At 42.1% G+C, this 12,188-nt stretch carries 10 protein-coding genes; 3 read left to right on the forward strand and 7 right to left on the reverse strand.

Going from position 1 to position 12,188, the window contains the following annotated elements:
• Position 1: 1 nt before the first annotated feature.
• The gene (locus AC1F2U_RS22460; RefSeq protein WP_480263078.1) at positions 2 to 2,038 is read right to left on the reverse strand and encodes a bifunctional metallophosphatase/5'-nucleotidase; all 2,037 of its coding nucleotides are present in this window, start codon (positions 2,036 to 2,038) and stop codon (positions 2 to 4) included.
• A gap of 152 nt (positions 2,039 to 2,190) precedes the next feature.
• Positions 2,191 to 2,580 carry a hypothetical protein gene (locus tag AC1F2U_RS22465; protein ID WP_480263079.1) on the reverse strand — a complete coding sequence of 130 codons (390 nt, stop codon included), beginning with the start codon at positions 2,578 to 2,580 and terminating at the stop codon, positions 2,191 to 2,193.
• A 166-nt stretch (positions 2,581 to 2,746) separates the two neighbouring features.
• Here AC1F2U_RS22465 and AC1F2U_RS22470 point away from each other — a divergent pair, with 166 nt between their 5' ends.
• Positions 2,747 to 3,448, forward strand: coding sequence for a DUF547 domain-containing protein (locus tag AC1F2U_RS22470; RefSeq protein ID WP_480263080.1), 702 nt, complete (start codon positions 2,747 to 2,749; stop codon positions 3,446 to 3,448).
• Here the strand turns inward: AC1F2U_RS22470 and AC1F2U_RS22475 are convergent.
• The gene (locus AC1F2U_RS22475) at positions 3,433 to 4,188 is read right to left on the reverse strand and encodes a TIGR04283 family arsenosugar biosynthesis glycosyltransferase (RefSeq protein WP_480263081.1); all 756 of its coding nucleotides are present in this window, start codon (positions 4,186 to 4,188) and stop codon (positions 3,433 to 3,435) included. The two genes, AC1F2U_RS22470 and AC1F2U_RS22475, sit on opposite strands and share 16 nt — an antisense overlap.
• Positions 4,189 to 4,257: 69 nt before the next feature.
• Positions 4,258 to 4,716 carry a rhodanese-like domain-containing protein gene (locus tag AC1F2U_RS22480; protein ID WP_480263082.1) on the reverse strand — a complete coding sequence of 153 codons (459 nt, stop codon included), beginning with the start codon at positions 4,714 to 4,716 and terminating at the stop codon, positions 4,258 to 4,260.
• A 188-nt stretch (positions 4,717 to 4,904) separates the two neighbouring features.
• On the opposite strand from AC1F2U_RS22480, the gene AC1F2U_RS22485 reads away from it, so the two are divergent.
• Entirely contained in the window at positions 4,905 to 5,792 is an 888-nt protein-coding gene (locus tag AC1F2U_RS22485; protein WP_480263083.1) for a pirin family protein, read from the forward strand.
• A 503-nt stretch (positions 5,793 to 6,295) separates the two neighbouring features.
• The gene (locus tag AC1F2U_RS22490; RefSeq protein WP_480263084.1) at positions 6,296 to 7,702 is read left to right on the forward strand and encodes a collagen-like protein; all 1,407 of its coding nucleotides are present in this window, start codon (positions 6,296 to 6,298) and stop codon (positions 7,700 to 7,702) included.
• A gap of 151 nt (positions 7,703 to 7,853) precedes the next feature.
• Here AC1F2U_RS22490 and AC1F2U_RS22495 read toward each other — a convergent pair whose 3' ends face one another.
• The 3 genes from AC1F2U_RS22495 to AC1F2U_RS22505 all read right to left on the reverse strand — a co-directional run bounded on the left by AC1F2U_RS22495 (position 7,854) and on the right by AC1F2U_RS22505 (position 11,966).
• Positions 7,854 to 8,414 carry an ABC transporter permease gene (locus AC1F2U_RS22495; RefSeq protein ID WP_480263085.1) on the reverse strand — a complete coding sequence of 187 codons (561 nt, stop codon included), beginning with the start codon at positions 8,412 to 8,414 and terminating at the stop codon, positions 7,854 to 7,856.
• Positions 8,415 to 8,868: 454 nt separating this feature from the next.
• Positions 8,869 to 10,044, reverse strand: a complete 1,176-nt coding sequence (locus AC1F2U_RS22500; protein WP_480263086.1) for a patatin-like phospholipase family protein — start codon at positions 10,042 to 10,044, stop codon at positions 8,869 to 8,871.
• Between the two features lie 602 nt (positions 10,045 to 10,646).
• Complete coding sequence (locus AC1F2U_RS22505; RefSeq protein ID WP_480263087.1) at positions 10,647 to 11,966, reverse strand: dihydroorotase; 1,320 nt, start codon at positions 11,964 to 11,966, stop codon at positions 10,647 to 10,649.
• Between the last annotated feature and the right edge of the window lie 222 nt (positions 11,967 to 12,188).

Genomic DNA, 12,188 nt, shown 5'->3' on the forward strand with positions numbered 1-12,188 from the left:
TTCAAAATACCACATCTTTACGCAGCTTCAGATTTTGAATGCGAGTATCTTTGCTAGGTGGTACATCCTCTTGAGTAAATGGAATCTGCTTAAAGTTAGCAACCAAATATTCTGCTAATGCATCTTGTTCGGAACCATCAGCAGCAAAGGTGGCTAAACCTGTACGTTTAGCATCTTTTGATATCAAATCAACCCGTTCTCTTTTCGGAAAAGGATAACCATCACCACCATTTGCGAGGAAGTTTAAGGTGACAGCGCGGAAGATGCGATTAGAGTCACCCACTAACTCTGCATTTTTCACCACTACATCAATAATTTTGCCTTTCCCGTCTTTGATAGCCAGGGATTTAACACGCTTACCTGCTGGCAAATCTGGGTTAAAGCTAAAGGCTAATCCCGCTACTTGGGGAAAACTACCAGGGGTAGCACCCGGCGCTATGGCTGCTACACTGTGTTCAATCGCTGCTAGTAGTTCTTTAGCATTCAAAGTAACTAAAATCAAGCTATTGTTGAACCGTAAAGCATTGCTGATATCAAGTTGGGAAATTTCTTTTTCTTTCTTACCTGCTACAGGATTCGCTTGGGGTGGCAGTTTGATAACATCCTGTGAGCGAGTCGAACCTGGGGGAAAAGTATAGATACCGATATTGTCACGGATACCACCACCATTTTTGATAGAAATAACAGTTTTAGGATCGTATCGTTTAGCGATCGCTAAATTAGCTTCGGCTGTCAAATTCCCGAAATTGGTTTCTTGGGTGCGGACATCACCCCGCCAGCCGTTAAGGAAAACGTTGGTTTTCCCAAAAATCTGACTATCTTGGGCAATAATCACTTTTTTGAGCGCCTTTGTAATGGCGACAATTTTAGCATCGGGTTTCCTACCGACAGCTGCTACTCCTTGGGAATCAGTCGCATAAGCACCGCTAATTTTAGAGTCAATACTTTTAGGAATAATCACTCCCTTGGCATCAAAGTTAACTACTAGACGACCAACATAACGATAGTTTCCATCGGTATTAACTACGGCTATCGGATTACCATCTGCGGCTTTTTTGATGATTGGATAAGTTCCAGCAGATTTCTCACTCACTCGCAGACGGTCTGTTTTGTCGGCTAGTAAGGTATTGGAACCACCAGCAACAATAATATCTACTCCTTTGAGTAATTGTGCTAGCTTTTGCTCAATCGCAATTTGCTGCATGTGTGCCAATAGAATGACTTTATTAATCTCTGGGTTTTTTGTCAGCAGTGTATCAACAGAAGTTTGAATTTCAGCAGCCAAAGCGGCAATATCTGCGGCATCGCGGCTATTAAATTCTTTAGGTAACACAGTCACACCACCGGGAGAAGAAATAGTCCGCAGTGTGGGAGTTGTCGCCCCAACCACAGCAATTTTTTCACCATTAACGGTAATGATGGTGCTACGGGCAATTTTATTCGGAATTTTACTTGCTTCTTGTCCATCAGCAGTAACTAATTTCGCTAAGTCTTTATCAGTGCTGAAGTCTAGATTCGCGCTGAGATAGGGAAATTTTGTACCTGGGTAATCTTCTTTAGCACGGAGTAAGTCGGCAACAACACCCGAACCTAAATCAAATTCGTGATTGCCAAAGGCGATCGCACTAAACCCAAGAGCATTTAAAATTAAGATATCTCCCCGCCCCTGACCACCAAAAGCTGTGTCACTGGCAAATAAGAAGGGACTGGGAATATAAGCATCTCCAGATGAAAGGATTAAGGTATTAGGATAATCAGGTTTGCCATCACCATTAGCATCCTGATTTTTCAGTGCATTTAACACCGCTGAAAAGTTCGGTGCATCCTTCAGCGCGGGTACACCTGCTTCTTGGTCGGAAGTATGTAAAAGTTGTAGTGTGAACCCTGACTTCTGTGCTGTTTTAACTTGCACTACACCACCAGTAGTTCCTAAAAATAAAAAAAAGCTAGATATAATTAGCCAGCTTAACTGGCTAGTCCTTAAATCTCGGCGATTAAACTTACTGAAAAATCGACTTTTCCGATTTAAAAAAGACATAATAAATTTTCTAGCTTATCGAAGCGATCGCATTCTCTCAAAAAAGTGCGATCGCTTGTTAAATTAAGGATTACAAACTCCTAACATCTGACTGGAAATTAGAACTCCAACCAAATATCTAAAGAATTTCTTTCCCAATCTCCAGTCTCAACTCAATTAGCTTTACGTTCTTTCAGTACTTGATCTAGCAAGTCTCTAGCAGGTTGTGCTTTAGCCAACGCTACTTGATGGTCATTATAAGCACGAACAAGGCGAGAAAGACTGCTCACACCTGCCTTGAGTTGCTCAAGTTCTTCACCAGCAACTAGTTCTCCATCAAGCATCCGCCCAATCAACGGTTTGATATCGCCCACTTCCTGCCGGACTTTTTGGAGCTTTTCTAAAGAACTCAGTAAGGTTTTTAGTGAGTTCAATATATCGTCAATATCTTGGGCATCTTCCACTGGCTCAGGTGGATTTTCAATTGCGATCGTATCTTTGTCTGAAGCTGTAGGCAATTCCTCTACAGACGTTTCACTTGTAACCCCGTTTGACCGTGCCATCAACGCTTCCTCAAGGAATTTTCCTCAGTGTATCGCTGATTTCAAGTTGCCAAAGATAGTATTGTTATAATTCGTTAAATAAATACTTGTACAAATTCAACTGTACGTTGCGATCGCGAAAGCAAAGAATTCCCTTAGCTACGGCCAACATATAAACACAGCAATAATGATTGATTTTGAACCTTGGGACAGGTTGTTGCGTCAGTATGTCGATCGAGAGGGTCGTGTAAACTATATTGCTTGGAAAACTGAGCAACCTCAAGCGCTAGCTAATTGGTTATCGAGTCAAAAAAATCTGGCTTTTACATCTGATAGCAACACTTCTGAGCAATTGGCATTGTGGATCAACCTTTACAATGCGTTCACCATTTCGACAATTTTGGAGAGATACCCACTTGAGTCAATCCGTCCGCGAATCTTAGGCATTCCCAACTGGCTAGCTTTTTTGTGGTTCTTCCAACGTCGTGCTTATTATATATTTGACGAACATTACAGTCTAGCCCAAATAGAGAACCAGATTCTGCGGAATAAATTACAGGAACCACGAATTCATTTTGCAATTGTCTGTGCTTCCGTTGGTTGCCCGTTACTGCGCGCTGGAGCTTATTTTCCTCAACGAGTTACTCAGCAGTTAGATGAAGATACCCGTCGCTTCATTAACAATCCTGAAAAAGTTCGTTATGACTCAGATAGTAAAACGCTCTACTGTAGCAAAATCTTTAAATGGTATCGTCAAGATTTTCTTAAGGTCAAATCCTCTATTCCAGAATATATCCGCTCCTACCTACAAACAGACCTGCCAATAAATGCCTCAACGCCGATTTCCTATCTCTACTATGACTGGAGCCTGAATCAGCGAATATCTTGATAAAATTGTTTGAGATAATTTGCATCAACGCCAATCCCCCACAAAAAACCGATATAAAGGTAGATTGCGTTTGCTTTCCAGCTACCCCATTTTGCGACGCGGCGATCTGAAGAGTGAACAATGCGGTTCACCAGATAAATACGTCCTTTTTTAACCAATCTCAGGCATAAATCTCCATCTTCCATAATCGGTAATGCCTCATCAAATCCATTGCAATCCCAAAAGTCAGTGCGACGACAAAACATTACCTGATCTCCAAACAACAGGCGCAATCCTCGAAAAAACAGGTGAGGCTTAAATAGCAGTGGTGCGTAGTAGGTTTTTAGATAATTATGTAGAGAGATGCCCCAGCGAGTCGTTTGAGATCCACTCATCAGAGAAATGAACCCGCCACAGGCAATGGTTGGCTCTACTAGGGTTTGCTCTATTACCGTGATTAGGTCATCTGGCACCCAAGTATCTGCATGAAGAAAGCAAAGAATATCTCCAGTTGCAGCCGATGCTCCGTAATTCATTTGAATAGAACGTCCACGTCGTTCAGATGAGAGAACTTGTACGCCTAGCGACTGATTTAATGACCCCAAGCATTGTTTTGCAACTGCCACTGTCTCATCATTGCTGCCACCATCTACTACTATCACTTCAAAAGCAGGCGGATTAAGTAAAGTCAATTGGCGTAATGTACGCCCTAAGCTAACTGCTTCGTTTAAAGTAGGAATGACAATCGAAACTTGAGACATGCAGCTTAAGTAGTTTTATCGTTGCTTTTATTCTACTTACTTAATGTTGACAAGCTCTTAGTCTAAAGGTCAACACTCCTGAGCATGGTAAGTAGCTTTTAGTAATTTTCCCCAAATTGCATTGTAAGGATGTACAACCTTTGTCGGATGACCATTTTGAAAGATCGGTCTGCCTTCGTTTGCCCACTGAAAAATTCCACCACTCAAGTTATAAATGCACTTAATCCCGGCTTCATCCAGTTTTTGGGCTAATTTTGCGCTTCGGTAGCCAACAGCACAGTACACAACAATTGATCTATCTTGGGAAATTGCAACTGCTGCTAAATCATCTGTGAGAGGATCTATGCGTACTGCTGTTTCGATATGACTAACTGCATACTCAATCTGACTCCGTGCATCTAGTAATAATGGACGGGGCTTTGCAGAATCTAATAGTAATTGAGCTAATTGGTTGCAATCAATTTCCTCAACAGTAGGAAACTGAAATCTAATCAGAAGTTTAATAAAGTTAAACGTGAGCGATCGCACTTGTTAAAAGACTCTCTGGTTGAGAAACAATACTGACTAGGGCTGTGTTTAATATTTAACAGTAAAAAACAGGCGATCGCACTGGCATCAAGTCTACAAAACAAACAGATAACTTATCAAGATTAGCTTATTTGCAAGTAAATATACTTATAATAATTACAGCATTTACTAATCACCTGCGATTATTTATGGCAATTCTTCAACTGATTGAACCCGAAGTTAAAAATCTGGGTGGTTTTTCTGCCCGCCGCAGTTTGCCATATCCTAATCGCCAAACGGTTGGGCCGTTTATCTTTTTCGATCATCTTGGCCCATCCGTTATGCCGCCCAATCAAGGCATCGATGTCCGACCGCATCCTCATATCAATCTGGCAACGGTAACTTATTTATTTGATGGTGCTTTGATGCATCGCGATAGTTTGGGTACTGTACAGGAAATCCAACCAGGTGCAGTCAACTGGATGACAGCAGGAAAGGGAATTGTCCATTCAGAACGCTCACCTGACTTTGACCGTCAGCAAGAAACTACTATTCATGGCATTCAAACCTGGGTTGCCCTGCCTGTTGAACACGAAGAAACCGAGCCAACGTTCATTCACTATCCGGCTGAAATGCTTCCCACCTGGGAAGAGAATGGCGTTATCATCAAACTTATTGCTGGGCAAGCATTTGGCTATACCTCACCAGTGAAAGCTCTCTCACCTATCCTCTATTTAGATGCAGTGTTGTCTGCAAACACCCACTTCACTATCCCTACAGATTATTCACAAAGGGCAGTATACAGTGTCACAGAAGGATTGAGGATTAATGATGAACCGATAGAGCAATATCGTCTCGCTATTCTAGAGCCAAGCGATCGGGTTGAGGTTTCTGCTATAGATGCTGCTCGATGTATTGTTATTGGCGGTGAGCCGTTAGGTACACGCTACAAATGGTGGAATTTTGTCTCTAGCCGACCAGAGCGAATAGAGCAAGCTAAAGCTGATTGGCGCGACTCTCGTTTTGCTAGCGTGCCAAATGAAACAGAGTTTATTCCACTGCCAGAAGTGATAACAGAAGCTAATCCTTTTTCATAAGTGTGTCGAAGTGTGACACTTATTTCCTTGCTTTAAAATGCCCAAGTTTAACCCAAGTTGCCAGTTACTCTTATGAGCGATCGCTTTGAGATAGTTAAGCAATAAAATGCCTTCCAAGAAGAGAAAATTTCTTTGAAGTGAACCTTAGCAATGAAGGAAATATCACGCGAGTTCGGACATTGGTAAAATCACTTGTGGGAGACTATGGCGATTGATTTTGATTGAAAAAAGTAATCGATCGAATCGCACGAAGAAAAGGTAAAACCTCGCTAGGGTAGGGAGTTTTATGCAACACCTAATTCCCGAATCTATACATAAAGCCTAAAAACCCTTCCCCTCTGCCCCTCTGCCCCTCTGCCCCTCTGCCCCTCTGCCCCTCTGCCCCTCTGCGATCTTAATGATAAGTCTTGAACCAAACACGATCTCACTGGGCAAGAGGGAGCAAATTGTTGAAAGTCAGCGTCAGGAGTAGATAATTCAACTAAAGTTTTAGGTGTAAATAGATGCACAATGGTTTTAGGAGTAAGCTGCCACTACTGCTGACATTCTGCTTATTTACTAGCTTTTTGCCTGCCTCTGGTTCAGTTTTATGTCCAGCCGTTGCCTCTGATGAATACTATAAAATAGCTAGAAATTATGGCAGAGATGGACGCGCAGGAACCGATGGGCGATCGGGTAGAGATGGTAGCAGCGGTGAAAACCAAAATATTTTTGTCAATGGTTCACCTATAAATCTTGACTTGTCGGGTAAAGATGGTGAAGACGGGGAAGACGGTGAACATGGTTATCAACCTGACTGTGGTTCCCAACGCGGCGAACGCGTCAGCCATGACATAAACGCACCAGACGGTGGTAACGGTGGTAATGGTGGCAAAGGAGGAGATGGGGGAAATGGTGGTTCTCTGACAGTCTATTACAGCAATTTGGCAGGCTTACGGAATGTTTCTGTGCGGGCAACTGGTGGGGAAGGTGGGCGTGGTGGTAGAGGTGGTGACGGTACAGAGGGCTGTAACTGTTACAGACGGAGATGGGAAGTAAAAACCTGCGAGGGAACTCCTGGTAGCCCTGATTACAAGTGTACTGAAAAGGTTTATCGATGTAGCGATGGTAGCGATGGGCGAGATGGCAGCGATGGTAGCGATGGTAGCCAAGGGCGCTTAGGAACTTTGAGTATTGTCAATAGCAAGGAACCTTTGGCAGCTGATACTCCAGCTGTGCAGCTAGCAATTTCGGAACTGATAAACAAACAGTTCAACCTCTCGAAGAATAAGTGGAATCAACGTATAGGCGCAGCTTCTCTACTTGCGCCTGGTTCTGCGATCGCCGATGATTATCGAGAGTTTGAACAGCGTCTAGAAGAGGCTTTTCAAATAGTTTGGCAAGAAAGACAACCCATTACCAGCTTTGGCAATCAAGTCGTAACACTAAATTTAACTGATAACAAACAAGTAGAAATTACTTTTTCTGAGGACTTATGGGTTGAGGGTAACAGCAAAAGTGAGGCTAACTTAACAACATTTACCGTTAACCATGCCATTCCCAAAAAAGATGTCACCCGGTTAGCTGTGGCAGAGTTTGCCGATGCCGGACAAAATCTCAACTTAAAAATAGTTGATTTGGCAGCCAAGTCTGATGCCATTAATACTCAGTTTCGCGTGAAATTCCGCGCCCAAGATAGCTCGCACGGTTTTTCTGGCTACAAAACTGAATTTGAAGGGGATATTCCCACAGAACTTGTGACTCGTGACTACAATCGTTTTACTCTAGCTTTAGGCAAGCTCAAAATTCCTGACGAAGCTTTACGCCCTGGTGTCAACGTTGATATTGAAGTCGTAGCAACTCGTTCTTTAGGAATACGTTCTGCCAAGCAAACTATTAGCTGGCAGGGTTCAATTCGCAAGCCGAGATAAAGAAGAATTCAGAATCAAGACGCTACGCGATCTCCTTTTGGGAGAAGAGAAGGCTTTACGCTGCGCTACCCGCCAGCGATGCACTGAGCCTGTCGTTGTGTCGTACACAATTCATTCTGACTCCTGACTCCTGAATTCTGTTCGATAAAGTTTAAGAAGATTTTTTGCCATCTGAAACCATTTGCGAGAGAAGATAGGCTGCGAAATCTAGTAACTGATCCAGCAAAAAGCCAATGATGCCAATGTATAATATTTCCTGGATTATGTAATCAGTATTGCCAGCTTTATAAGCATCCCAGAGGGTAAAGCCAAGTCCTCTTGGTCCTATTAACATTTCTGTGGCAATAACGATAAACCAGGCTACCCAAATGCTAACTTTTAAGGCATGAAATATATGAAAAATAGCTACTCGAAAGTTGTTATTCTGTCTCTTGAAATGCCGCATCCCTATTGCTGTATTAATAATCATTGTCCAAAGAGTTCCCAGAAAAACTACTACAATAGCAGCCGAGTCGCTCTCTTGAAAAGCGATGAGAGCAATAGGTAGCAAAGCGATAGGAGGGATACTATGAGGGATCTGAAATATCAGCCGAAATAGCTGATAAACCATGCTATTTATCCCGATAAAATATCCGATAAAACTACCCAATACGGCGGCTGGAATATAACCAACAAATAACCGTTGCAGGCTAGCTAAAATGTCTAAAAACATATTATTTTCTCTGCCTCAGTTGTCATGGAAAACATTCGGTAAATACTGCGGCAACAAGACAAAACAGGGCTGAGAAAAATGTATTGGATTACACATTCTATTTGGTTGCTAAAAGATGTTTTATATCTTCTCCTCGTTAATTACTAATTAAACAACTTAGGTATTATTACGATTTGATAGCAGTAGTACAAAGAAGAGGTAAAGCTTGACTTTACTAAACTTTATCAGAAAAGCAAATTTTAATTAGTAAATTAAATACAATTTCGAGAATTTATCAAAGAAGGCAGTTATTGCTAGAGCTTACGTGCGTAGTTTACCGCCGTAGGCATCGCTCCTTGATTATCTCAGCTAATGGAACGAGCCAGAAAAAGTCTTGAAGGGTATGTAAAAATCAATTGGATGGGTATTCAAACCCCAACCAATTGTAGACGCTTGTAAATAATGACACAGATGGCTAGTTATCTCTAATAAAAGACGCGATCGCCTTTTTTATCGGAGAACCGGAATCGTCTCTGGTATAGTACGTAAGACCTTGATCGATGAATGCAGAGGTAGTATCTATTAACTGCTGAAGAATCTCGGAATTAGTATTATCTATTTCTTCAGTGACTTTTTCCCCTGTAAATTTATTTTTCCGCTCTTCTGGAGGTAAGACAATGCGAGGATCTTTATAAGTCTCTTTTGGTTTGGGTTTAAATGTCTCATTTAAGTCAAACTGAAGACGTAAGTAACGTTTAGACTCATATCCACCCATAATTTGTCGGCAAATCGTACTATCAATCTCAGATGTAGGTTCCATGAAAATGTTAGTAAGATTTTTAATCCAGTCTAAGCCTCTCCATTTGCTTATTTGCTTATATTGATATGGTTGACCAGTTTGACCTGTGCCAATAGAAAGGATAGAAATATCTTCCAATCGCAGATTATTTAGTTTATATTGTTGCTTGATTTCTGGAGATACTGAAGACTGGCTAATCCTCATTGCTAGACTCAAAGCTGCCAGAGCAGGATTATTAGCAGAAACTCCTCCATCAATGTGGGGGAATTCCCAGTCACCAAATTTTTGTTTATCTACAGGTTCTAATTTATATGGTGGAAAAAAAGTAGGTGCTGAGGCAGAAGCGGTACATATTTCCCATAAATAACAGTCATCGTACCATCTGTCTCCTAAATCGGGATGACAATTTGTAAAAAAGGTTGTGTTGCGATATAGCGTATCGTAAGCAAGAATCAGAAGAATGGGTTTTTCGATATCCTTGATTCTTGTGGATTTATAGGCATCTTTGAGTACGCTAGTAATTCCATCATGAGAATATTTAGATGGGGAAAATACATCAATAATTGATTTGATGATGGACGGAAAGTTTTTGTAGCGCTCTTTTATCTCCAAAGGGAATATATCTTTGCCTCTATTTTTATACATTTTAATGAGTTCATCACTCTCCTTTCCAATAGCAATCCCTCCTGCTAATATCGAACCAGTAGAAGTACCAGCAACCATGTCAAAATATTCGTGTAAAAACTCTCCTTTTCCTTGATTTCTAATTTCTTGTTCTACTTGTTGAAGTATTCGTGCTGCAACAACTCCACGAATACCGCCACCGTCTAAAGCCAAAATTTTGAAAGACATAGCAATTCTCTTTGATTATTTCTGTGGACAAGGATCGTGAGATGAATCACAATACAATTCCATTAGCTTGTTTACTCTTATCCGACTTATCCGATTTATCCGACTGGAAGAATACCTAAGTTTTTTTTAACGAAGTGCTTTCTCTACGAGACACTACTTATAGCTTGCTTCTCTGTAGAGGGGGTATGCGTAGCATTGATGTGAAGTTAACTTGAAAACCAGCCTAGAAGAAGCTTTTAAATATTGTCTCGTTTGTCTCGTTCCCAGTCGAAGACTGGGAATGTCGTCCTAGAGGCTCCGCCTCCGGCAATGCTGTTTGGTTAAGGCAAGAGACGCGATGAATCGCCGTCTCTACAATAATCAAGCTTTCGTAGAGACGGTAATTTATCGCGTCTTTGTGATGATTTATCGCATCTTTTGCGATCTAAATAGGTAATCCGATCGCAAAAATGGAGTAGTTATTGAAGATTGAACTTGAAACACTTAGAAATACAGCAAATTTCTACGTTGTGAGGTACAGAAATACCCCACCCCTGCAATCTGGCGTGAAGTTTGGGAGGAATATACCTGATGTAGTTGCTGTAAAGTTAAATAAATATTTGCTACAAGAAAGTCAAAGCTTGACCCCGCACTTGCGTATTTACCTGGCCTTTGTCATAAACTATTTCACCGCCGACAATGGTGGTTTTAGCCCAGCCGGTGAGGTTCCAGCCTTCAAAAGGACTCCAACGGCATTTGGTTAAAAGTTCTTCGCGCTGGACTGGGCGGTATGTGTTTAAATCTACAAGCACCAAATCGGCATCATAACCAGGGGCGATCGCTCCCTTATTCGGAATACCATAAGCCACAGCTACAGCTTTAGACATCCAGTTTACAACTTGAGCCACAGTACACTTGCCCTCCATTGCCGCAGTTAACATCAAAGCAAGGGAAGTTTCCACCCCAGGCATTCCCGAAGGGCTATTGGGGTATTCTTGAGCTTTTTCTTCTAAGGTATGTGGCGCGTGATCTGTCGCAATGAAATCAATCACGCCATCGCGCAAAGCTTGCCAGAGAACTTCGTTATCGTGGGGCGATCGCAAAGGTGGATTCATCTGTGCTAATGTGCCAATTGTTTTATAGGCACTAGTATTTAATAACAAATGCTGTGGTGTCACCTCTGCTGTCACCCAACTCGGTTTCTCCTGACGCAGCAAATCTGCTTCCAGCGCTGTTGACATGTGGAGAATATGCAACCGACGTTGATATTTTTGAGAAAGTTTTAATGCTAGTTCGGTTGCCAGCAATGCCGCTCGATCGTCTTGAATTTGCGAGTGAACGGCTGGATCGTGAATATTGGCAAATTCTTGGCGGCGTTGGTTGATTCTAGCTTGGTCTTCGGCATGAACGGCAATTAAGCGATCGCCTTTGGCAAATATCGCCTCCAATGCTGTTTCGCCATCAACTAACAACTGACCATGCATCGACCCCATGAAAATCTTAATTCCCGGTGTTGGCTTTGCTAAAAGCAAATCTGGTAAACTCTCTGCTGTTGCCCCAATAAAAAAGCCATAATTAACTAAGGATTTGTGTGAGGCCCGTTCTAGCTTGTCGTCTAAAGCTTGTTGTGTGGTAGTTAGGGGGCGCGTATTGGGCATTTCTAAAAAAGAAGTGACTCCCCCTTTAGCACAGGCACAACTGGCGGTGAATAAATCTTCCTTGTGTTCTAGTCCAGGTTCCCGGAAATGCACCTGCGGATCGATAACTCCTGGCAACAAAGTTAAGCCTTCTGCGTCAATTTCAGTGGCTAGTGCTGTTTGGGAGATTTCTGGCGCAACTTCGACTATTTGGCGATCGCGCGTCAACACATCTCCAACCATCAGTTCACCATCGGGTAAGATTATGCGAGCGCGGCGAATCAGTAACATTTTTGGCGATGACATAGGAATAACCAAGTTTAGACAGGGAGCTATGTATTACAGAGAACCATGCTTTTAGGTTAAACTTATTCGCGATCGGAGTAACCAATTTTTGCCGCGCCTTAAAAAAAAGTTTATTTTTAACAACAGAGGCAGCAGGAGTTTAAGTCCCCCACAAAATCTCCGATTTGGTGGACTGCAATTAGATAGGGTTGAACGCGAGAGCGTCTTAATATAGAAGCCTTA

It is taken from the genome of Nostoc sp. LEGE 12454, assembly GCF_056620565.1.

Bases quoted from the DNA above. Each gene is read 5' to 3' on its own strand.
- AC1F2U_RS22500 (WP_480263086.1), bottom strand. From the start codon at position 10,044: ATGTCTTTCAAAATTTTGGCTTTAGACGGTGGCGGTATTCGTGGAGTT.
- AC1F2U_RS22490 (WP_480263084.1), top strand. From the start codon at position 6,296: ATGCACAATGGTTTTAGGAGTAAGCTGCCACTACTGCTGACATTCTGC.
- AC1F2U_RS22475 (WP_480263081.1), bottom strand. From the start codon at position 4,188: ATGTCTCAAGTTTCGATTGTCATTCCTACTTTAAACGAAGCAGTTAGC.
- AC1F2U_RS22505 (WP_480263087.1), bottom strand. From the start codon at position 11,966: ATGTCATCGCCAAAAATGTTACTGATTCGCCGCGCTCGCATAATCTTA.
- AC1F2U_RS22495 (WP_480263085.1), bottom strand. From the start codon at position 8,414: ATGTTTTTAGACATTTTAGCTAGCCTGCAACGGTTATTTGTTGGTTAT.
- AC1F2U_RS22485 (WP_480263083.1), top strand. From the start codon at position 4,905: ATGGCAATTCTTCAACTGATTGAACCCGAAGTTAAAAATCTGGGTGGT.
- AC1F2U_RS22460 (WP_480263078.1), bottom strand. From the start codon at position 2,038: ATGTCTTTTTTAAATCGGAAAAGTCGATTTTTCAGTAAGTTTAATCGC.
- AC1F2U_RS22470 (WP_480263080.1), top strand. From the start codon at position 2,747: ATGATTGATTTTGAACCTTGGGACAGGTTGTTGCGTCAGTATGTCGAT.
- AC1F2U_RS22465 (WP_480263079.1), bottom strand. From the start codon at position 2,580: ATGGCACGGTCAAACGGGGTTACAAGTGAAACGTCTGTAGAGGAATTG.